This window comes from Tenacibaculum sp. AWR4_210, assembly GCF_056160945.1.
In genome coordinates this window covers 402,222-423,594 of sequence record NZ_JBSWYF010000005.1, presented here as the reverse complement: position 1 = coordinate 423,594, position 21,373 = coordinate 402,222, and the positions used below count along the sequence as shown (strand labels likewise).

The 21,373-nt window shown below is 38.4% G+C and carries 15 protein-coding genes; 10 read left to right on the top strand and 5 right to left on the bottom strand.

What is annotated here, in order from left to right; genetic code table 11:
* Positions 1-348: 348 nt before the first annotated feature.
* Complete coding sequence (gene fabD, locus ACXAG7_RS11900) at positions 349-1,236, bottom strand: ACP S-malonyltransferase (protein WP_408045321.1); 888 nt, start codon at positions 1,234-1,236, stop codon at positions 349-351.
* A 59-nt stretch (positions 1,237-1,295) separates the two neighbouring features.
* Here fabD and ACXAG7_RS11895 point away from each other — a divergent pair, with 59 nt between their 5' ends.
* Together ACXAG7_RS11895 and ACXAG7_RS11890 are read left to right on the top strand one after the other, a co-directional pair.
* The gene (locus ACXAG7_RS11895) at positions 1,296-2,000 is read left to right on the top strand and encodes a queuosine precursor transporter (RefSeq protein WP_408045322.1); all 705 of its coding nucleotides are present in this window, start codon (positions 1,296-1,298) and stop codon (positions 1,998-2,000) included.
* A gap of 5 nt (positions 2,001-2,005) precedes the next feature.
* Positions 2,006-3,256, top strand: coding sequence for a mechanosensitive ion channel family protein (locus tag ACXAG7_RS11890; RefSeq protein ID WP_476666903.1), 1,251 nt, complete (start codon positions 2,006-2,008; stop codon positions 3,254-3,256).
* Between the two features lie 71 nt (positions 3,257-3,327).
* Here the strand turns inward: ACXAG7_RS11890 and ACXAG7_RS11885 are convergent, their stop codons facing one another.
* Complete coding sequence (locus ACXAG7_RS11885; protein WP_408045324.1) at positions 3,328-5,448, bottom strand: carboxy terminal-processing peptidase; 2,121 nt, start codon at positions 5,446-5,448, stop codon at positions 3,328-3,330.
* Positions 5,449-5,982: 534 nt separating this feature from the next.
* Between ACXAG7_RS11885 and ACXAG7_RS11880 the strand changes: the two genes are divergently transcribed.
* From ACXAG7_RS11880 to ACXAG7_RS11850, 7 genes are all read left to right on the top strand, one after another.
* Positions 5,983-9,342: a hypothetical protein gene (locus tag ACXAG7_RS11880; protein WP_476666902.1), complete on the top strand. Its 3,360-nt coding sequence runs from the start codon at positions 5,983-5,985 to the stop codon at positions 9,340-9,342.
* Positions 9,343-9,773: 431 nt separating this feature from the next.
* A complete protein-coding gene (surE, locus tag ACXAG7_RS11875; protein ID WP_408045326.1) occupies positions 9,774-10,544 on the top strand; it encodes a 5'/3'-nucleotidase SurE in 771 nt (256 codons plus the stop codon).
* Complete coding sequence (locus tag ACXAG7_RS11870) at positions 10,532-10,819, top strand: hypothetical protein (protein WP_408045327.1); 288 nt, start codon at positions 10,532-10,534, stop codon at positions 10,817-10,819. Before surE ends, ACXAG7_RS11870 begins: the two co-directional genes overlap by 13 nt.
* Positions 10,820-10,838: 19 nt before the next feature.
* Positions 10,839-11,960, top strand: coding sequence for a lipid-A-disaccharide synthase (gene lpxB, locus ACXAG7_RS11865; RefSeq protein WP_476666901.1), 1,122 nt, complete (start codon positions 10,839-10,841; stop codon positions 11,958-11,960).
* Positions 11,957-12,463, top strand: a complete 507-nt coding sequence (locus ACXAG7_RS11860) for a C40 family peptidase (RefSeq protein ID WP_408045329.1) — start codon at positions 11,957-11,959, stop codon at positions 12,461-12,463. Before lpxB ends, ACXAG7_RS11860 begins: the two co-directional genes overlap by 4 nt.
* Positions 12,464-12,481: 18 nt before the next feature.
* Complete coding sequence (locus ACXAG7_RS11855) at positions 12,482-12,970, top strand: C40 family peptidase (protein WP_476666900.1); 489 nt, start codon at positions 12,482-12,484, stop codon at positions 12,968-12,970.
* A gap of 27 nt (positions 12,971-12,997) precedes the next feature.
* Entirely contained in the window at positions 12,998-14,122 is a 1,125-nt protein-coding gene (locus tag ACXAG7_RS11850; protein WP_476666899.1) for a T9SS type A sorting domain-containing protein, read from the top strand.
* Positions 14,123-14,171: 49 nt separating this feature from the next.
* On the opposite strand, the gene obgE is transcribed toward ACXAG7_RS11850, so the two are convergent.
* The 3 genes from obgE to secDF all read right to left on the bottom strand — a co-directional run bounded on the left by obgE (position 14,172) and on the right by secDF (position 19,423).
* The gene (gene obgE / locus ACXAG7_RS11845; RefSeq protein WP_408045332.1) at positions 14,172-15,161 is read right to left on the bottom strand and encodes a GTPase ObgE; all 990 of its coding nucleotides are present in this window, start codon (positions 15,159-15,161) and stop codon (positions 14,172-14,174) included.
* Positions 15,162-15,207: 46 nt separating this feature from the next.
* Positions 15,208-16,326 (bottom strand): adenylate kinase, encoded by a 1,119-nt coding sequence (locus tag ACXAG7_RS11840; RefSeq protein ID WP_476666898.1) that lies wholly within the window; start codon positions 16,324-16,326, stop codon positions 15,208-15,210.
* Between the two features lie 88 nt (positions 16,327-16,414).
* Positions 16,415-19,423 carry a protein translocase subunit SecDF gene (gene secDF, locus ACXAG7_RS11835; RefSeq protein WP_476666897.1) on the bottom strand — a complete coding sequence of 1,003 codons (3,009 nt, stop codon included), beginning with the start codon at positions 19,421-19,423 and terminating at the stop codon, positions 16,415-16,417.
* Positions 19,424-19,627: 204 nt separating this feature from the next.
* Between secDF and ACXAG7_RS11830 the strand changes: the two genes are divergently transcribed.
* Positions 19,628-21,328: a formate--tetrahydrofolate ligase gene (locus tag ACXAG7_RS11830; RefSeq protein WP_408045335.1), complete on the top strand. Its 1,701-nt coding sequence runs from the start codon at positions 19,628-19,630 to the stop codon at positions 21,326-21,328.
* The last annotated feature ends 45 nt before the right edge of the window (positions 21,329-21,373 follow it).

Below are 21,373 nucleotides of genomic sequence, written 5' to 3'. Positions count from 1 at the left end.
TACTCACTTCTTTTTGACTTATACAAGTTTTTTGAAACTTATTTTTAATCTTTTCTTAACCTCTCTTTGCCACGATATTTTAATGAACTTTGCTACTTTTTAAACTTGCGTTTTTCCGTTAGCGGGTGCAAATATAGAAGCTCTTTTTGAATTGACAATGGGTTTACCTTACTATTTTTATCGTTTTTTGACACAGAAAAGTCAAAACACTACTTAACAACCAGTTATCTGTTTATGTTTTTTTAATCCCTCCAAATACCTCGTGGATTACTATACATACAAACTAAAAAAAAGCAGGGAGGTCCCTGCTTCTTCACTCTATATATGTTTTGCTATATATGTTTTGTATTACATACTTACTGCTGCACCGCTTGCGGCAACACTTCGGTCAATTTTTCTCATCAACCCTTGCAACACTTTTCCTGGTCCAACCTCAACAAACTCGGTTCCTCCATCCGCTATCATCGCTTGCACACACTGTGTCCATCGCACTGGTGCCGTCAACTGAGCTATTAAGTTTTCCTTTATCTCGTCTGGACTAGTCACTGCCTTAGCCACCACATTTTGATATACTGGACAGGTAGGTGTATTAAACGTAGTCTCTTCAATGGCCTTTGCCAATTCTTCTCTAGCTGGTTCCATCAATGGAGAATGAAACGCTCCTCCTACTGGGAGTAACAATGCTCTTTTAGCACCTTTCTCCTTCAATAGCTCGCAGGCTTTTTCTACAGCAGCTACTTCTCCTGAAATAACAAGTTGTCCTGGACAGTTGTAATTTGCCGCTACTACCACTCCTTCTACTTCTTTACAAGTATCCTCTACAACAGCATCTTCTAATCCGAGTACTGCTGCCATCGTAGAATCTTGTAATTCACAGGCCTTTTGCATTGCTAAAGCTCTTTTCGACACCAAAGTTAAACCATCTTCGAAAGACAATACTCCATTTGCCACTAATGCTGACAATTCACCTAAAGAATGTCCTGCTACCATTTCAGGCTTAAAATCGTCACCTAACACTTTGGCCAGAATAACAGAATGCAAGAAAATTGCCGGTTGTGTAACCTTAGTTTGCTTCAATTCATCAGCAGTACCTTCAAACATCACATCAGTAATACTGAAACCTAATATATCATTTGCTTTTTCGAATAGTTCTTGAGCAACAGGCGAGTTTTCATATAAGTCTAATCCCATTCCTGTAAACTGTGCTCCCTGACCTGGAAAAATATACGCTTTCATTTGCTTTATTGTTTGTTTTAATGCAAACATACAATTTTTAAAATTACTATCTTCGTTTTATGACTACAGCACAAAAATCGCAAGCACAACTCATATTTTTAATTTTAGCTGCTCTCTTTATCGCATCATTGGTAACTTCCAATTTAATTTTCCAAAAGTTCTTTTACTGGTATCCTTGGGATATAGAAATCTTTGATGTAAAGTTATTCGAAATATCTGTGGGGCTATTACCTTATCCTATTACGTTTTTGATTACAGATCTTTTATCAGAGATTTACGGAAGAAAGAAAGCCAATCAAGTTGTCGTGGCAGGAATATTTGCTTCTTTATTTTCTTTAGCGATTATTTATGTATCACAAAAAGCTCCAGCTACGTCATGGTCTAAAGTAAACAACGATACATTTAGTTTAGTTTTTGGTGCGGCACCACTAGCAGTATTGGCTTCGATGCTCGCGTATTTGTTTGCCCAGTTTATTGACATTCGCATTTACCACTATTGGAAAAATCTCACGAAAGGTAAACACCTTTGGTTACGCAACAACTTTTCAACCTTTAGCTCACAATTCATAGATACTCTTACCGTTTTAATCTTATTGTGTAATTTTGAGATTATCGAATGGAGTAAATTTTGGGGCTTATTAATTAGTGGCGTCCTATTTAAAATGCTCATTGCCGCATTGGATACTCCTTTATTATACTTATTTGTTTACTTCTTCAGAAAGAAATTCGATTTAGCTACTGGAGAAGAACTGACTGAAATTTAAAACACATGAAAGAAAATTACTTTTTCAATCTCTACAGAGATCATTTTTCTGTAGGCACCAATACTGCAATATATTTTAGCATACTCACCAAGCTGGTTTTGATCCTTCTTATCGGGTTTTTACTTTTTCGCTTGGTTCACATATTCAGCCGACGTTATTTAAGTAGGTTCGTCATTCGTACAAAGACCTCTTTTGACGATTTATTGATTAAGAATAAAGTTTTGTTAGGATTCACCAGAATCATCGTACTGATTCTACTCGATTTATCGCTGCCCAATATCTTTACAGGAGCTCCACGCCTACTCTTTTACGCTGATAAATTAGTATTACTTTTGATTAGCTTCTTTATCATATGGTTTATTAGAAGTATTCTCTTTACCCTTAAAGATTTTCTACGAACCTTCAGTTCCTTTAAAGACAAACCTCTAGAAAGCTATGTACAGATTTTTATGATTTTTGTTTGGCTTCTGGGAACGCTTGTCGTGTTTTCAATTTTAACTGGCCAATCGTTACTCAAATTTCTCACAGCCCTCGGGGCATTTTCCGCTGTTCTCCTTCTCATATTTAAAGACACCATCCTTGGTTTTGTAGCTAGCATACAAATCTCAATTAACGATACAGTGCGCCTAAACGATTGGATAACCATGGAAAAATACGCTGCTGACGGTAATGTTATTGAAATCAACTTGGTTTCTGTTATTGTTAAAAATTTTGACAATACAATAACGAGTATCCCAACCTACTCACTGATATCAGAATCTTTCAAGAACTGGAGAGCCATGAGTAACTCAGGGGGAAGACGAATTAAGAGAGCCTTGTATATTAAAGTTAATTCTATTCGATTTCTTAACGAAGACGATATTACTCGATTATCCAAGATTGATTTGATTTCAGACTACCTACAACAAACTCAAACGAACATTGAACAATTCAATACTGCTAACAAGATTAACAAGGACCTTATAATAAACGGAAGAAACCTCACAAACTTAGGTGTATTTCGCATCTACGTGGAACGCTACTTAGCGAACCATCCAGAAATCAACAAAGAATTACTCTTTATGGCTCGTCAGTTGGCACCAACAACACATGGAATTCCCTTAGAAATCTATGCTTTTAGTAAAAATAAAATTTGGTTGAACTACGAGCGGATAGCAGCTGACCTCTTTGATCATTTCTTAGCCAGTGTTCCTTTTTTCGATTTAGAACTGTTTGAACACCCTACAGGAAAAGACCTGAGTAATATTCACTCATAAAAACACCCCCAAATTGTATTTAACATTTTGGGGGCAGTTTATAAATCTCGTTTCGAGTGCTAGTATCTTCTCTAGTGTTTCACCAAGTGGTGATCATTTTTCATTTTAAGCTCACTAAGAACATTTAGCGCTTCGTTCATATAAATATCTTTCTTAAGATTTTTATGCCATGCAACGCGCTTGTCTTTTAACACGGAGTCTTTTTTCATCAATTCAAACTCGTATTTCGGTGAGTTGAATGTCAGGTTAGACGTAAATTTAAAAACCTCTGTAAACTTTTTACTCTCTTTGGTTTTATTAGCCGTATTTTTTTTAAACTCCTTATAATTTAATGAGTACTCATTATTATCCTGATTAGCCTTTAACCACTTGGCGTACTCATTAATTTTTTGGAATTTTTTATCTGCGAGTACTCGTTGTTTACTTTCATAAACAACATTGGCAAAATTGCTATACGAATCAGCCGTGGTATACTTGGCTTGAGCAACTCGGTCCCAAGGCAAAGCTCCGTCTAAATCTCTCTCCCCAAATTTCATATAACTGTAACGAGAAGGTAATGCGATATCCGCATAAACTCCTTCTTTTTGCGTAGAGCCTCCATTAATTCTGTAAAACTTTTGAATCGTCATTTTCAAGGCTCCTAAATCACCTGGGTACTGTTGATAAAAACGGTTGATGGGTAGAATATTCTGTACTGTTCCTTTTCCGTAAGTTTGCTTTCCTCCAATGATCACTCCTCTCTTATAATCTTGCATTGCTGCGGCAAAAATTTCTGAAGCTGAAGCTGAAAACTCATTGACCATAACTACCAAAGGACCATCCCACTGCACACGTTCGTCGGTATCGTTTTTTACCAAGGGATCTTCACCTCTGTACTTCACTTGTACTATAGGTCCTTTATCAATAAACAAACCTCCGATTTCAATGGCTGTTTTGAGAGAACCTCCTCCATTATCTCTTAAATCTATAATCAATCCGCTTACCTTTTCCTTTTTAAGACGAGCAATTTCTTTTTCCATATCCTTTGCTGCATCTCTTCTATTTAAGTCACTAAAATCGATATAAAATTTAGGTAGGTTGATGATTCCGTATTTCTTACCGTTCTTTTCAACAATACTCGATTTCACAAAAGTCTCTTCCAATTCAACAACATCGCGAACTATCGGAATGATTTTCGTTGATCCATCGATTTTTTTCTTAACCGTCAAACGAACTTCAGTTCCTTTCTTTCCTTTGATAAATTTAATAGCATCATCCAAACGCATCCCGACAATATCAATCGGTTTTTCTTCTCCTTGCGCTACTTTTAAAATAATATCGCCTGCTTCTAGTTCTCCTTGCTTCCATGCTGGTCCACCAGAAATAAGCTCTACTATGTGGGTATACATTCCCTTTTTCTGTAGACGTGCCCCAATACCTTCAAGCTTACCAGACATATCCTGATCAAATCTTGATTTTACGCGCGGTGACATATAAGTTGTATGTGGATCAAAACCACTTACCACACTATTTAAAAAGGTAGAATACCAATCTGAGTTTTCTAACTCATCGATACGAGCATATAACTCATCCATATTCTTCAATACTTTGGCTCTCGCCTCTTTTTCCAATGCAGCAAATCCTTTCTTTTTAAATTTTTTGTCTTTTTTAAACTTTGCCTCTTGCTCGGCTTCCAAGTCATCGATTCGTCCGATAACCGATAGTTTAAGTTGTTTTCTCCAATAGTTCACCAACTCCTTTTCATTTTCCGCGTAGGGCAACTTTTCGTAATCTACATTGATTAGCTCCTTCTTATTGTAGTTAAAAGGTTGTTTAAGCAACTCTCTGTAGGTTGTTTTTGCCGTTGCTAACTTCGTCAAGAAACGACCGTACACCAATTTATAAAAATCGATATTGGTATTTCTCAATTGATCATCAATCATGTACTTGTATTGCGAAAACTCTTTTAAATCGGCCTGGGTAAAATACCTTTTACTAGGATCTAAGCTTTCGATAAAGTCTGTGTACACGTATTCAGAAAAATCATCGTTAATCTTTTTCTGGACGTAGTGATACCTACTTAATATGTTCTTTAAAACATATACAATTACTCTGTCTTTTTCTGGGTCCCCCTTTGATGAAGTATTGGTGGCAAACATGCCTTGAGCAACCAACAAAAAGGCTGCTATTGGAATAAAAATTTTCGTCTTCATATATCTTCTGTCGTTTTAATACGCTTTCAATTACATCACTTGCTAAGCTACTAAAATAATGCCAATTTTACTAACTTTTGATTTTTTAACAAAAGCTGTTTTTGGCCGCCTTTTTATAACGATTGTATCGGTGGGTTTATTTTTACAGCGCTCACAAAACTTCATTTTGACGTCATCGTCTTATCCTAGGTTAAGTAATGAGCTCCTTCTTTGTTTTTATCTACGTTCCATACTGTAACATTTCTCTGGCTAGCGTATCTTTGTTTTGTCCTTGACCCCTGAGGGGATTTACCATTAATTACCCTTCAACTTTCCTCATAAATTTAGTCGAGACAACAGGCCTATTCGGCAGCTTTTCACTGCTTGCCTCAGCGCTTATTTGCCGTTGAGTTTTCCGTGATAGCAGAGAACCCTGGTCTGTATGAATTTTCAATAACACAGTAAAAAAAATTGCCATACCGGGATAGTCTACGCTATTCCGAAAATTAACAGATACTAAATTTTCCATACCAAAACCCCATTTACTATTATTAAATGAAACTCAAAACCATTAGCCTAACGCTAGAACACGACGCTATTAAAAAGGCCTTAGCTCAATTTCAATCTCAAATGCAGGAGGCCTATGCCACAGGACAACTAATCGATTTGGTTCCTGCTTTTATTCCTGAGGACAAAAATCTATTTGAGAACAAAGACTTTAAAAACTTACCACAACTACAAGAGTATTCGAAGTTTCTAAACCACAACGATCCTGACCTTGATCAGATGGAGCACTTGGCACATTTAACGTTGGAGCAACTAAACCGCCCTGATTTTTACGCAGCGTATTCACACTTATTAGTGTTTCAACATGCATTGGCCTATGACGATTTGCTTCCGCTAGTTCTTGACATCTGTGAGGAGCTCATTGCGTACGCCATGAAAGTTAACTCATCCAACGAGCTTTTTTTTAGTACCAATCAATATTTCGGAATAGGTATACTCGTAATCTTAGCACTGCATTCACAGGAATACAGCTATCTCATCGGGGATTTCATTGCCAGAGACAGTGATTACAACCAGATAAAATACCACGTTGCTCCTTCTGTTTATTTCCTCCTTCAAAAATTCGGGTATTCACGAGACAATTTAAAGCTGCTAGCACACGTGCGCTTCAACGATTTCCACATTGCCCTAGACGATAATTTTTACACAGAGGACGACCGAGAAAAAGAAACGCTATTAGAATACTTTACAAAGCATCGAGAAAATTACGAATACTACAAAGAATGTGTTGTCAATGCCTTTAAAAAGTATCCTCAAAGCTTAGCCCCAGATTTCGAAGAAGAGCAAACTGTTATTGAGCGGTTTTTCGATATTATCGTCGATCAATACGATGTCGAAATGGAAACGCGTTTTGAAGAACAACCGCAGTCAGATGAAGAAGCCGAATACGTAGCTTTACGATACCGAGAAGACAGCTTTGAATTTCACGGAAAGACTTTACAGGAAGAAATTCAACAATTTGATCGTGACGTTTTCAACGCGATTAAAGACATCCCTCGAAAAGATTTTTACTACAGCAGCGGAAAGAACTATGGAGAAGAAACTCTAGCGGAAATTTCTAGCGACAGTTTTTACCAAGAATACGAAGCAGAATACGATTACGAAATCAACAATGAATTTTTCCTTACCTGCTTTGCGAACGGCCAAGAAATACTGGACTTCATCGAAAAGGGGACACCGTCTGAGGTATTACAGAGTTTACAACAGGTTCCGATACGAAAGTTAGCATTTGATCACAAGCTACAATTATTTAAACGATTAGAGTACTACGGAAGTGGCGATTTCCGACTTTCAGAAAATCTGGCACAGGAGGTAAGTTTACTCGATATCTTGGAGCATTTTGTGGCTCCATACTTAAACCCTGATAGCTACGGATTGGACGGTGATGAACAAAGTAATCACCCAAAGGCACTTCGTTGTTTTCAAGTATTGGTAAAACTCACAGGTAAAAATAGATTTAGCCCTGCTGATATTGAAGAAATTTGTGACCGACTGGAGCTAATGGACGAAGCAACGCTACTCCAAAACTACGATACTAAAAAACTCAGTGAAGAAGAGTTTGTTTCAGAAGTATACGCTCAGGTAAACGATGCATTTACGGAATCTTTTGGTCAAAATAAACTTCGCAGTATACACCGACTCTATCAAAAAAACCCTGCATGGTTTACGAAAGCATTTACACAAATAAAAAAGGCTGCCGTGGCGTTGCAAGATCCGGATATCTTAGCCGTTTCTCCAGGCATGCGTCAAGAGCAATACGCTATGGGGTCGCAATTAATGGCCGTTGCATTTGTACTTTACACAGAACTTCAAGACCTAGGTAACACTAATAATCCGCACCTGATTGAACTCATCGATTTTTACCAGGAACACCTGTTTGAAACCATCCTCTGGCAAATTGCTTCTAACGAACAGCACGTTCATTACAGCCAACCTGAAACCAAAACTTATTTGGAAACGTCCATGGAGCAGTTGCGAAACTATCTCATCCCTCCTACTCCGGCGATGCCTCCAAAAGCCCTTATGCAAAAATTGATGACGGACGGTATCGCAAGTTTAACAGCAGAAGAACAACAGCTTATTCAATCGTTGCGCAAGGGTAATACTGCTCCTAGCACCACGTTAGCCACTGCTCAAGAAATTATCAATACCTTACTGGTAGTACAAGAAGATGAAGATGCCCACGACAGTAGTCTGGTTAAAGCACGAAATATAATTTTTCACTCTGAAAACGCTGTTATGGCATTGAGTTCTATTCCATGGGTAGCCCGTGTTGCACCAGCAAACGTCGCTAAAAACTTACTAAAAGCCTATCTGTTATTTACAGATTCGGCTCCGCTAAAGTTACTGTACACCTCTTTTAAAGAGTTTACAGAAAGTGGTGAAGTTTACAATGCACAACCAGAAGCAATCATCCGATTTGAAGATATGATGATGGATTTAAAAATTCCGAGGTCCTTGATTTTCGCTACTCAAATACTGGTTTTAGAAAAACGACTGGACTATAACGAGCTAGAAAACTTAGAAGACGACGATCCATTAAAAAAATATTATCACTCTTTGGTAACCCAATTTTCCGAGATGGATATCGTGGACGAAGACCAATCGCCGATGTTCGCCGCCATGGAAAAGAAACGCAAAGAAGCCATGCAAGAGAGCTTCCAATACTTAGAAGTTCCGAGAGCACTAAAATTCCTAAAACAAGTTCATCTAATCAAGCCCTCGAATGTTTATATCCGTTTAGCTCAAACTCAATTTCGAGAAGAACTATGGCAAGCTGCCAAGAGAAATGTACAGCGTCCGGACAAGGCAAGTTGGGAACTTAATGAAGAAGAGAAAACACTACTACTCTCCAAAGCCAAACTTGTTACTGATACCTTGTATGCCTATTTTTGGGAGGAAACCTCTCTTGAAAACGCATTAGCAATTATCAGAGAACACTATAAATCGAACGTGGATTTACACATTGACCCTATTTCTGAATTCTGTTATGGGTATGATAAGGAGTTTTTTACCAAGTGTTTTAACTTACTTTTCACGTATGGTAATGAAGGAGACTATTACGGACTTTACAATGCTATTCGTTATAACAAACCCCGAGCCGAAAGTGATAATGCCATTTTTGAATTCGACGACTGGGCGCAGCAGTTAGGCTGTGATGAATTGTCTTTGTTTAAGTTTTACTTGCGAGAATACAAATCGCGCGTTCATCAAGATTTTGAAGAAAACTTTTTCGCGCAAATAGTTTTAAGACGCTTAGCTGAAATTCAAAAACACCCAGCTTTAAAAAAATTAAAAGGCTATCAAATATTTATGAAATACAAAGAAGACTACGAACTCAACGTTTAATATCTTCTATTACAACTTAAAGCCACATCGTTATCGGTGTGGTTTTTTTGAATGCGATTCCCAATTCTTGTTTCGCATCGGTTTCTTTAAAAATATTTCATTCCCGAGAATTACATAAGGGTAATGAGCTTCTTACTCATAAAAAGAAGAATGGCATTTACAAGTATACGCAGTTACGTCACTGATGAGTTCCCCGTATACGAGGCCATTGCCACGATTACAGGCTACTTATTAAGATAAACTTTTTTACGCATTCAATACGTAAAAGAGCACATGTACCAAAAAAATTGTTGTTTTCACTATTATCCGTACCACAGTAGTTACATTTTGATTACTACAAGATTACAGAATATATCGAGACTTCTATCTTTACAAAATGTTAAAAAAAGTATCCTTTTTTTATAGTACATTTGTGTAAAACAGAATTGAACATGCAAGATAGACCCTTGATATTAGTTACAAATGACGATGGAATCACAGCCCCAGGGATTCGAATGCTCATAGAAATTATGAATAAAATTGGTGATGTTGTAGTCGTTGCTCCTGACAGTCCTCAAAGTGGTATGGGACACGCTATCACTGTCAACAATGTGCTGCACTGTAATCCGATCACAATAGATGACGGTCCACAAATAGAATACAGCTGTTCAGGAACTCCTGCAGACTGTGTTAAAATGGCCAAGAATGAAATTTTAAACAGAACTCCGGACCTTTGTGTATCTGGAATTAACCACGGTTCTAACTCTTCCATCAATGTCATTTACTCAGGAACTATGAGTGCTGCTGTTGAAGCGGGTATTGAGGGGATTCCTGCCATCGGTTTTTCTCTGTTAGACTTTGACTGGCATGCTGATTTTAGAGCTGCCAAAAAATTTATTGAGCAAATTACACTGAACACCTTACTCAACGGACTACCAGAAGGTGTTGTTCTCAATGTAAACATTCCAAAACTCAAAGAAAAAGACATCCAAGGAATCCGTGTTTGTAGACAAGCCAATGGCTATTGGAAAGAAAATTTTGACAAACGCAAAAGTCCATACGGAAAAGAATATTATTGGTTAACAGGTGAATTTATAAATAAAGACAAAGGTCAGGACACTGATATTTGGGCCTTAGAAAACGGATATATCTCAGTCGTTCCCGTACAGTTTGACATGACTGCACACCACGCCATTCAAAAGCTGAACTCATGGGACATATAAGAAAAGAGATTGCACTTGGCATGCTAATTTCACTGGCGGCTACTGCCTGTGGATTTTACCTATACCTGCAGTATATTTCCGAAAATTCATTGAGCGAAACCTTGACACAAATAAAAGAAGGCGGTGTTTTAAGTACCGTTGTAGCCTTAGCTGCCATCCCTAACTTGTTTGTGTTTTTCATTTTCCTCAAGAAGAAACAAGATTACAGAGCCAGAGGTGTATTGATCAGTACCATCATCACTGCCCTTTTGACTTTTGTATTGAAGTTTGTTTAAACCTGCCACCTATTCATTTATGAAATATTACATACTAGTAGGCGAAGCCTCAGGAGATTTACACGGTGCCAACCTCATGAAAGCACTTTACAAAGAAGACCCAAAAGCCGATATTCGATTTTGGGGAGGTGATTTAATGGCCGAAGTTGGAGGAACCTTAGTAACTCATTATAAGGAGCGCGCTTTTATGGGCTTTGTGGAAGTGTTGATGAACTTGCGAAAAATCACCAAATTCATCAGTTCGTGTAAGAAAGATATTGCGGATTTTCAGCCCGATGTCTTGCTTCTAATCGATAATTCTGGGTTCAACTTACGCATTGCTCAATGGGCAAAAACCCAGGGAATTGCAACACACTACTACATATCTCCGCAAGTATGGGCTAGTAGATCTGGTCGTGTAAAAAATATTAAAAGGGATGTAGATCACATGTATGTCATTCTACCTTTCGAAGAAGCCTTTTACAAAAAGTTTGCTTACGATGTACATTTTGTAGGACATCCATTAATCGATGGTATCGCTGGTAGAGCACAAGTAAATGAGACCTTGTTTAGACAGGAGCACCAATTGGGAGAAAAAGATATTATTGCCCTATTGCCTGGAAGCAGAAAACAAGAAATCACCAAAATGCTATCAGTGATGGTTGCGATTAAAGATCAATATCCTAACTATCAATTTGTGCTGGCTGGGGCTCCCAGTCAAACGGCCGCTTTTTACGCTCCTTTTATCGAAGGCAAAGACATTCCGTTTGTTACAAATAAAACGTATGACTTATTAAGTATCTCACATGCTGCGCTAGTTGCTTCAGGAACCGCCACCTTGGAGGCTGCTCTGTTTAAAGTACCACAAGTGGTTTGTTATAAAGGAAGCAGAATTTCTTACGAAATAGCCAAGCGCATCATCACGCTAAAATACATTTCTCTTGTCAATTTAATTATGGACAAGCCTGTAGTAACGGAACTTATTCAGCACGATTTCAATGAAAAGAACCTTCGCCATGAATTGGATTCTATTTTGACAGAAGAACGCAGGACTGTGCTGTTTGAAGACTACTATGAACTCGAAGAAAAACTAGGAAGTAAAGGAGCTTCAGCACGCACGGCGTCGCTCATCGTAAACCACGCTAATAATGACCGCTTATGATGAAAAAACTACTATTGATATTTGCTTTAATCACCATGGTTTCTTGTGGATCGACAAAGCGAGTAGCCCCTAAAAAAACGTACAAAAAACCGAGAACGAGCACTAGCAGTAGTCAACCGAGCTTGGCCGACAAGGTCGTTTGGACCGCTGTTAGTTATAAAGGAACGCCTTACCGACTTGGAGGTACATCAAAAAGCGGTATGGATTGTTCAGGGTTGATCTATACTTCTTTTAAAAAGAGAAACGTCAACTTAGCCAGAACTTCTCGTGCTATGTATCAACAAGGGCAGCCCATACCTTTACAGAAAGTAAAACGTGGGGACCTGTTATTTTTTAAGACATCACGCAAACGCGGAAAGGTCAATCACGTAGGCCTCGTTACCTCAGTAAAAAACCGAACGATCTATTTTATACACTCCACCAGTTCGAGAGGTGTTTTGGTAAGTTCCCTGCGGGAGCGTTATTGGAACCGGGCTTTTATCAAAGCCAAAAGAGTACTATAACTCGTTAATTTCCCCTTTATGAAACGACAAATACTCCTCTTAATCACCTTACTTATCACCGTGATTTACTTTTTATGTAAACCCACGGCGCTTTCAGATACGGATACATCACCGCCAAGGTCTCGAATTACGAAGGTTGTTCAGCTGGCCAACAGCTATTTGAACACTCCTTATAAAGCGGGTGGTACTAGCGCTCGTGGATTTGATTGTTCAGGATTGATATACCGATGTTTTCAACGTGAAGGAATTGAACTACCGCGTTCATCGAAAGCCATGAGCTCTGCAGGAACTCTTGTGCAACGGATGGATATTAAGGTAGGTGATTTGGTATTTTTTACAATCCGTAGATTAGGGAACGCTATCAATCACGTAGGCATTGTAAGTACTACAAACAATGGTGATGTACAATTTATACATTCCAGCACAAAAAATGGCGTTTGTATAAACTCATTAAATGAACCTTATTGGAACAACAACTTTGTAATTGCAAAACGCATTACACCATAATTATATTAAACTTAAATTCCCCTTATTATGAAGAAAGTATTACTTTCAGTCTTTATGGCAACCAGTATTAGCAGTATGGCACAAAATGTGTCCATTCCGGATGCAAACTTTAAAGCAGCTCTTGTTGCAAACACTTCTATCAACACCAATAATGACGGTGAAATTACTGTGAATGAAGCTGCCGCTTTCGCTGGTAGTTTAGATGTTTCTAGCAAAAGTATCAGTAACCTAACCGGTATTGAAGCATTTACAAACATCGTTAGTTTGGCCTGCTATAGCAATAACTTGACACAGCTTGACCTTAATAAAAACACCGCTTTAAAATACCTCTACGCTTATAGCAATAAGCTGACGAGTATTGATGTTAGTAAAAACACTGCATTGGTAACTTTGTACTGTTATGGCAACAAACTTACCCAAATCGATATTAGCAAAAACAGCAACTTGGTATATTTTGATGCCAGTACTAACGATTTAACATCGATAGACCTAAGTAACAATCCTAAATTGTCGAAAATTTACTGTCATTCCAATAAATTATCGGCCATTGATGTGAGTAAGAACCCAGCACTTCGCTTGTTCTTTTGTTACAACAACGGTAACATCAGTTCCATCGATGTTAGCAAAAACCCACAGCTCAGCAGTATCAATTGTGGAGGGAACAAGCTTACTAGGCTCGATTTAAGCCAAAATCCTGGACTGACGAAGGTATATTGTGCGGTTACCCAAATGACTTTTTTAAATCTCGCCAACGGGCAGAATAAAAAAATCGTTGAGATAGAAGCCAATGCCAATGGTAAACTAGATTGTGTTCAGGTAGATGATGTTGCTTATAGCACCGCTGTTTGGAAAGGAAACAGTTATAAGTTCGACAGTGCTTCGAGCTTTAGTAAAAGCTGTGCTGCTGCGAGTACCTCAGAAGTCAACTCGGTAACCTTCCAAATCACGCCGAACCCTGTAGCCAATACACTTACTGTACAAGGATTGCAAGAAGACATCACACAACTAGGTGTATATGACATCTCAGGAAAGCTACTTATTAAAGCGGCTGTTCAAAATTCGGTAGATGTGTCGACCCTAAGCTCAGGTATATACCTGGTATCGATTAAAACGGCATCAGGTGTTTCTAGAAAGAAATTCGTAAAACACTAGATAAAAATTCTTGAATAAAAAAAAATCTGAGTAAACACTCAGATTTTTTTTATTGTAACATTTTCCAAAGTTCGTCTTTGAGTTCCATAAGTCCTTGTTGCGCGACTGAAGAAATAAACAAACTCGGTACATCAGCAGGTAGCTCTTGTCGAATTTCTTCCTTTAACTCATCGTCTAACATATCCGATTTAGATATAGCCAGTACGCGTTGTTTATCGAGCAATTCTGGATTGTGTTTTTTCAACTCATTTAACAAAATCTGATACTCTTTATTAATATCATCACTGTCAGCTGCCACTAAAAAGAGCAGTACTGAATTTCGTTCGATATGGCGTAAAAAGTAATGACCTAATCCTTTTCCTTCAGAAGCACCTTCGATGATTCCTGGAATATCAGCCATTACAAAACTCTGGTGATTGCGATACTCTACAATTCCTAAATTAGGTTTTAGGGTTGTAAATGCGTAATCTGCGATTTTTGGTTTAGCAGCAGTAATTACCGACAGCAGGGTCGATTTACCCGCATTCGGGAATCCTACTAATCCAACGTCAGCTAAAATTTTAAGCTCAATTCTGAACCAGCGTTCTTGACCTTCGATACCCGGTTGCGCATATCTCGGTGTTTGATTTGTTGGCGATTTAAAATGCCAATTTCCACGGCCACCTTTACCACCTTCTAAGAGTACGACATCTTCACCATCTTCAGTAACTTCAAAAAGCACTTCATCGGTATCTGCATCGCGAAAAATAGTTCCTAATGGAACCGGAATCACCACATCTGCTCCATCCTGTCCTGTACTTCTACTACTTCCACCATCACCTCCGTGCTCGGCTTTAAAATGCCTCTTAAACTTTAAATGAAAGAGTGTCCATAGGTTCTTGTCGCCACGTACAATTACGTGTCCACCTCTACCTCCGTCACCACCATCTGGTCCTCCTTTCGCCACAAACTTTTCTCTGTGCAGGTGAGCAGATCCTCTTCCTCCTTTACCGGAAGAAGCATACACTTTAATATAGTCGACAAAATTTCCTTCAGTCATTGGGTTTCATTTATATTAAAAGGTACCTTTCAGTACCTTTTTAGAATTATAATTTATCAAATATCTCAGATAGACGGTTGGTAATGTCTTCAATAGACCCTACACCATCTACTCCAAAGTAATTACCTTGTTCTTGGTAAAAATCTTTTAATATCGCTGTTTTGGTATTGTACTCGTTAAATCTGTTTCTGATTTTTTCTTCATCAGTATCATCGGTACGACCACTGGTTTTACCACGTTCTAAAATACGCTCAACTAATAAATCTTCTGGAACTTCTAAGGCTACCATACCATTGATACGCTCTCCTTTTTCTGAAAGAAACTCGTCCAACGCTTTTGCTTGAGACTCTGTACGAGGAAAACCGTCAAAAATAAATCCGTTTACACCTGCGTTCTTTTCTACTTCTTGCTTGAGCATGCTGATGGTAACTTCATCCGGAACTAAATCACCTGCATCGATATACGTTTTAGCAAGTACTCCTAACTCCGTGTTGTTTTTCATATTGTAACGGAATACATCACCAGTTGAAATATGCACTAAGTTATACTTTTCCTTTAAGATTTCTGCTTGCGTTCCTTTACCGGCACCTGGAGGGCCGAATAATACGATATTTTTCATTTTAGGTTGTGTTGTTAACTGATAAATAGCAGGCAAATTTCTACCGTACCCATTGTAATCCAAGCCATACCCAACTATAAAACTATCCGGGATATTCATTCCGATATAATTAATAGGCAGTTCTTTTCTGTATACATCAGGCTTAAAGAAAAGCGTTGCTATCTTCAGCTCTTTTAAATTTTTGGTTTTAAATATTTCATAGATTTCTTGCAAGGTGGTTCCCGTATCGATAATATCTTCAAGTATTACCACGGTACGTCCTGTCAAGTCTTCATTCACACCAATTAATTTCTTTACAGTATCCGTTGAATTCGTTCCTTCGTACGAGGCCAATTTTACGAATGAGATTTCACAATCGCCCTTAAACTCGCGAACAAAATCGGCTGCAAAAACAAAACAACCGTTCAGGATTCCAATAAACAAAGGCACCTCTCCGGGTGCTAAATCTGCTTTTACTTGATTGGCTAAACGCTTTACCAACAAACCAAGCTCGTTTTCCGAAACAAGCTCTTTAAAATATAAATCGTGAAGTTTTGTAATTTTCATCAGACTGCAAAGATAGTTGCTTGATATTAAATGAAAAAACCGTTTTGAAGGATATTCAAAACGGTCCTTGAATTAGTCTATACTAATTTTATTTTTTCTCGTTCTTTTTAGCTACGTCAAACATGATTGGTGTTGCTACGAATAACGAAGAGTACGTACCTACTACTACCCCTACGATAAGCGCGAACATAAATCCTTTGATACTATCTCCTCCGAAGAAGAAAATAGCTAACATTACCAATAAGGTAGTTAACGAGGTATTGATTGTTCTTCCTAAAGTACTGCTCAATGCTCTATCAACAAGGTTTGCTGTTAAGCTATCACTCTTGTCAGCATACTCTCTAATACGGTCAAAGATTACTACGGTATCATTCAACGAGTATCCAACTACTGTTAAGATCGCTGCGATAAATGACTGTCCGATTTCCATATCGAAAGGCATAAATTTGTACAATAATGAGAATACTCCTAAAACGACTAATACATCGTGGAATACCGCTACTACTGCACCGATAGAGAAGGCAACTTTTCTAAATCGCAATAAGATATACAAGAATACTACGATTAACGATCCCAATACTGCCCAAAGAGCAGATCGCTTAATATCATCAGCAATGGTAGGATCTACCTTCATGTAACTCATGATACCACCTTGGTTTTCTAATCTCTCGAAACCTGGTTTAAAGCTCTCGTAATCTAAAGTACCTAAATAAGGCTTTAATCCTTTGTATAACGCTACTTGTACTTCTTCGTCTACTTCTTTTGTTTTCTCTTCAATTTTGAAAACAGTGGTAATTTTCAACTGGTTTGCCGATCCGTAGGTTTTTACCTCAGGAGCTGAACCAAACACAGATTTTAATGCCTCACCAACTTCATTCGCCTTCATGTCTTGCTCAAAACGCACTAAATACGAACGTCCTCCTTTGAAGTCAACTCCCTGCTTTAATCCGATGGTCAACATCGATACTATACCTACAGCGATTAACGCTCCAGAAATTATATAAGCAACCTTGCGCTTGCTTAAGAAGTCCATGCTAATGTTGGTAAACCAATTTTTAGACACTCCTGTGTTAAACGTTAAGCTTCCTCCCTTTTCAACAACACCGTCAATAAATAAACGCGTAATGAATACTGCTGTAAACAACGAGGTAAAGATACCGATGATTAAGGTTAACGCAAATCCTTGGATTGGTCCTGTACCAAATGCATATAAGATAAATCCAGTTAATAAGGTAGTAATATTCGCATCGATAATAGCTGATAATGCTCCTTTGATACTAAATCCTTCATTTACTGAAGTCATTAAATCATTTCCTGAGTTTAATCCTTCCTTAATACGTTCGAAGATAATCACGTTTGCATCCACCGACATACCGATGGTTAAGATGATCCCGGCAATACCAGGTAATGTCAATACTGCATTAAACGATGCTAGGGCACCAAATATTAACAAGATGTTTACTACTAATGCGATATTAGCAAAGGCTCCTGCCTTTCCGTAGTACAACATCATCCATAACAATACTAAAACAATTGCCAAGGCAAACGACCACATACTCGCGTTGATTGACTCTTGTCCTAAAGATGGCCCTACTACCTGTGCTTCGATGATACGAGCAGGTGCAGGTAATTTACCAGCCTTTAAAACCGTAGCGATATCCTTTGCTTCATTTACCGTCATGCTTCCTCCAGAAATCATCGTATTTCCTGAAAGAATTGGTTCGTCTACAGAAGGTGCAGTGTATACATAATCATCTAATACTACTGCTACGAACTTTCCTGAGTTCTCAGTAGTCATTTTTGCCCAAAGCTTCGTACCTGCACTATTCATTTGCATGTTTACTACAGGCTGATTTGCTTTTGTAGGGTGGAAATCTTGATTTGCATCTCCGATAACATCTCCTTCAATCTGAGCTGTTCCGGCTCTGTTTCCTTTCATTGCATACAAAGCAATAAAATCAGCGTCTTCCGTTTTCTCTTCTCCTGGTTTCTCCTTTGGAGTGATCGGTTTGTAATCCCACAAGAACTTTACATAACGTAAATTTCTCGGCAACAATGCTCTTAATTCTTTACTCTTGAGTAATTTATTTACTTGAGCAGTATCTAACACCTTAGCATATCCAATTTGTGGACTTATTGCAGAGCCATTAACGCTAAGGTAGCTGAACAAGCTTTTCTTTGCTTTTTCTTTTGCTTCCTCTTCTCCTAAAAGCTCGTTAATTTTGCTATCAGACTTGGTGCTATCTGCTGCGTTGGTAGTTTCTTTAGCTGCTTCTTCTTTTTTGTTTAACAACTCCAAAGATTTGACATTCGCTTGTGACAAGTACCCGATCACATCAGCATTGGTAAATACTTCCCAAAACTGTAATTCCGCAGTACTTTCTAATAATTTCTTAACACGGTCAATATCTTTCGCTCCTGGCAATTCTACTTGAATTCTTCCTGAAGTTCCGATACGCTGGATGTTTGGTTGTACCACTCCAAACTTATCAATACGACTACGTAAAACGTCAAAAGCCGTCGTTACCGAAGTATTGATTTCTTGTCTTAATACATCCTTTACCTCAGCATCCGTTTTGTTTAAGTCGATTTTTTCACGTAACGCTTTGGTTCCAAATATAGACGGATCACTTAATTTAACGTTTCCGTTACTCAAACTTTCAAACTGATTGAAGAATAAATCTAGGTAGTCATCTTGACTATCTTTTTGCGCCTCGTCGGCTTTTTTCAACGCCTCTACAAATACTTCGTTTTTAGAACCGTTTGACAACCCTAGTAAAATGTCTTTAACTGAGACTTGCAAAATTGCATTGATACCTCCTTTTAAATCGAGTCCAAGGTTCATTTCTTGGCTGCTGATTTGATTGTAAGTGAACTCAGTAAATCCTAAATTTACAACTTCTTTATTTGCTACACTATCTAAGTACTTTCTTTCTAGCTCTGCTAAAGCTCTACCACTGTTATCTTTAACGTTTGCTTTCGCATACTCCTTTGCTTTGGTTTCAACGCCATTAGCAAAAAAGGTAAATGATAATTGGTATAAACTTACTAGACCAAAAAGAATAGCAAATACCTTAATAAGACCTTTGTTTTGCATCTTTTATAATTTAAATCGACTTTTTTTAAAACGTGCAAATATAGTATTTCAAAAAAGATTTGCCAATTGTTTTGACATATTTATGTTTCTAGCAAGGATTTAGCAAATTCTTGCTAAAGAATTATAGATTCTGTAAAATGATTAATCCGTATATTTACCTACTTTTTTAAGTATGCAAACAACTTACTAATACAACAAAGAAAAATGGCAGATACATCAGCAACAGAAACCGTGCATTTGACTGACATCGAAATCGCACAAGCCAAAGATTTACAGCATATAAAACACATCGCTCAAAAATTATCAATCGACGAAGATCAGTTGGAAATGTACGGAAAGTACAAGGCCAAACTTCCACTAGATTTAATTGACGAGACCAAAGTAGCTCAAAACAACCTCGTTTTGGTTACCGCACTTACCCCAACACCCGCAGGTGAAGGAAAAACAACCGTTTCAATTGGACTTACCGAAGGTTTAAACGCCATTGGTAAGCAAGCCACTGTAGTGTTACGCGAGCCTTCACTCGGCCCTGTATTCGGGATCAAAGGAGGTGCCGCTGGTGGAGGACACTCTCAAGTAGTTCCTATGGAAGATATCAACCTCCACTTTACCGGCGACTTCAATGCCGTAGAGAAAGCCAACAACTTACTTTCAGCTCTTATTGACAACAATTTACAAAGCAAAACCGCTAACCTCAACATCGATCCTCGTACCATCCTTTGGAAACGCGTAATCGATATGAACGACCGTGCACTGCGTCAAATAACCATAGGTTTAGGGGGAACTGCCAACGGAATTCCAAGAGAAGACGGCTTTAATATTACTCCGGCTTCTGAGGTAATGGCAATACTTTGTATGGCCACAAGTTTTGACGATCTGAAAGAGCGTTTAGGGAATATCTTTATCGGGTTTACTTTTGATAAAAAACCCGTTTTCGCAAGAGACCTCAAGGCACAAGACGCCATGGCTATTTTACTAAAAGACGCCATCAAGCCAAACCTCGTTCAGACACTCGAAGAAAACCCTGCGATTATCCATGGAGGCCCTTTCGCAAACATCGCACAAGGAACCAATACTATCATCGCTACTAAAATGGGACTTTCTCTTTCAAATTACGTAGTTACCGAAGCTGGTTTCGGTGCCGATTTAGGTGCTGAAAAATTCTTGAACATCAAGTCGGCCTACGCAAAGTTAAATCCAAAATGCGTGGTGTTGGTGGCTACTATTCGAGCGCTTCGCCATCACGGTGGTGCTCCAAAAGAAGCCTATAATACTCCAGACTTAGACCGCGTGGCTACAGGATTTAAGAATCTTGAAAAACACATTGAAAACGTTCGAAAATTCAACATCGAACCCGTAGTTGCCATCAATTCATTTATTTCAGATTCACCAGAAGAAGTTCAGTACGTCATCGATACTTGTGCTGCACTAGGCGTGCAAGCAGTGGTATCAGAAGGATGGGCTAAAGGTGGTCAAGGAACCAAAAACTTAGCGGCGGCCGTTGTTGACATCGTTGAAAACAAGGCAACACAATACCGTCCTATTTATGACTGGAACAGTCCAGTAAAAGAAAAAATCGAAAAAATAGCCACCGAAATTTACGGTGCTACCAAGGTAGAATACAGTAAAAAAGCACAGCTTAACCTGCGAAGAATTGACCGCTTAGGATTTAATGACTTCGCTATTTGTATGGCCAAAACACAGAAATCATTTTCTGACAACGACAGCCTTATTGGACGTCCTGAAAACTTTACAGTGACAGTTCGCGAAATTGAAATTGCTGCCGGAGCACAATTCATCATTCCCATACTCGGAAAAATGATGCGTATGCCTGGCTTGCCAGCAACACCTGCCTCTGAAGGTATGAGCATTGACAACCAAGGGATCATTTCTGGTTTGTCATAAAGAATTGCTCCTTATAACAATAAAAAAAAACATCGCCGGTTGGCG